Consider the following 1,614-nt stretch of genomic DNA (forward strand, 5'->3'; position numbering starts at 1 on the left):
GACGGCATCGGATCGTTGCTCGGCACTTTAATTTCATCCGATACCGCACGCGCGATCAAGGTGGACACTTCAAACAGCAGTCCGTCAAGCGACTGCTCTGCCGCCTTAAAGCCGCGTACGCTTTCCTGTTCGTCCAGCTCTCGCTGGACGGCTTCCGCCTCTTCCTTCGCCGCATGATAATCGGGATGGAAACGGCCGAACCGTTGGCATTCCTCGAATTTTTCCTTCGCTTTCGCAAAACGTTTAACGAGTGCCTGAACCGCCTCGTTTCGTTTCATTTCGCCTTTCCAGTATACATAATCGGCGGCATCCGCCGAGAAATTGATCATATCGCCAAGCTCATACGCCGCTGAAAGCAAACCCGCCATATCGAGCGTCGCCTGCCCGGCGTCCGCCCGGTAGCCCGCATAAGCCGCTTCCTTCGTAATCGCCATTGGTTCACCTCCTGTACGTTCATTCCCCTCTATCATACCATGAAATCATGAAAATAGAGACGGTATTTTACGAAAAGGACACCCGATCCGGTATGCAGAGTTGCATACCCGACCACATATCCGGCGTCAAACGGACGGCTTCCGCGCCGTTCTCCGACCGGAGCTTGCCGCTGACCGTCCAAATATCCCGCCCCTCCTCGAGCCGATCCGGTACGAAATCGAGCGTTTGCCCCTCCCGGACGAGCCGTACGGCGATGCCGATCTCAATCGCCTTCGTGATCATTTCACGCCGGGTCGTCGCATGGTATTCCCGCAGCTGTTTGAACCAGGCCGCCGGCACGTTCGACAGACCGGGCAGCAGCCGCAACCGGATGACGGCATCGGATCGTTGCTCGGCACTTTAATTTCATCCGATACCGCACGCGCGATCAAGGTGGACACTTCAAACAGCAGTCCGTCAAGCGACTGCTCTGCCGCCTTAAAGCCGCGTACGCTTTCCTGTTCGTCCAGCTCTCGCTGGACGGCTTCCGCCTCTTCCTTCGCCGCATGATAATCGGGATGGAAACGGCCGAACCGTTGGCATTCCTCGAATTTTTCCTTCGCTTTCGCAAAACGTTTAACGAGTGCCTGAACCGCCTCGTTTCGTTTCATTTCGCCTTTCCAGTATACATAATCGGCGGCATCCGCCGAGAAATTGATCATATCGCCAAGCTCATACGCCGCTGAAAGCAAACCCGCCATATCGAGCGTCGCCTGCCCGGCGTCCGCCCGGTAGCCCGCATAAGCCGCTTCCTTCGTAATCGCCATTGGTTCACCTCCTGTACGTTCATTCCCCTCTATCATACCATGAAATCATGAAAATAGAGACGGTATTTTACGAAAAGGACACCCGATCCGGTATGCAGAGTTGCATACCCGACCACATATCCGGCGTCAAACGGACGGCTTCCGCGCCGTTCTCCGACCGGAGCTTGCCGCTGACCGTCCAAATATCCCGCCCCTCCTCGAGCCGATCCGGTACGAAATCGAGCGTTTGCCCCTCCCGGACGAGCCGTACGGCGATGCCGATCTCAATCGCCTTCGTGATCATTTCACGCCGGGTCGTCGCATGGTATTCCCGCAGCTGTTTGAACCAGGCCGCCGGCACGTTCGACAGACCGGGCAGCAGCCGATCCGGCTC

3 protein-coding genes and 1 pseudogene are annotated in these 1,614 nt (G+C 56.9%); all 4 read right to left on the reverse strand.

Annotated elements, in window-relative coordinates:
- Positions 1–434: YlbF/YmcA family competence regulator (locus BG52_RS12210; RefSeq protein WP_051602327.1), on the reverse strand; the 434-nt coding region annotated here is incomplete at its 3' end.
- A gap of 67 nt (positions 435–501) precedes the next feature.
- Positions 502–717 (reverse strand): hypothetical protein, encoded by a 216-nt coding sequence (locus tag BG52_RS12215; RefSeq protein WP_036585542.1) that lies wholly within the window; start codon positions 715–717, stop codon positions 502–504.
- The gene (locus tag BG52_RS12220) at positions 714–1,241 is read right to left on the reverse strand and encodes a YlbF/YmcA family competence regulator (RefSeq protein ID WP_051602328.1); all 528 of its coding nucleotides are present in this window, start codon (positions 1,239–1,241) and stop codon (positions 714–716) included. The genes BG52_RS12215 and BG52_RS12220 overlap by 4 nt, the downstream gene beginning before the upstream one ends.
- A gap of 67 nt (positions 1,242–1,308) precedes the next feature.
- Positions 1,309–1,614: pseudogene (locus BG52_RS16180) on the reverse strand (hypothetical protein); the annotation flags it as partial.

The sequence above is a fragment of the Paenibacillus darwinianus genome (genome assembly GCF_000598065.1).
GTDB lineage: Bacteria > Bacillota > Bacilli > Paenibacillales > Paenibacillaceae > Paenibacillus_I > Paenibacillus_I darwinianus.

Excerpts from the sequence above, each read along its gene's own strand:
- BG52_RS12220 (WP_051602328.1), bottom strand. The coding sequence starts at position 1,241 with ATGGCGATTACGAAGGAAGCGGCTTATGCGGGCTACCGGGCGGACGCC.
- BG52_RS12215 (WP_036585542.1), bottom strand. The coding sequence starts at position 717 with ATGATCACGAAGGCGATTGAGATCGGCATCGCCGTACGGCTCGTCCGG.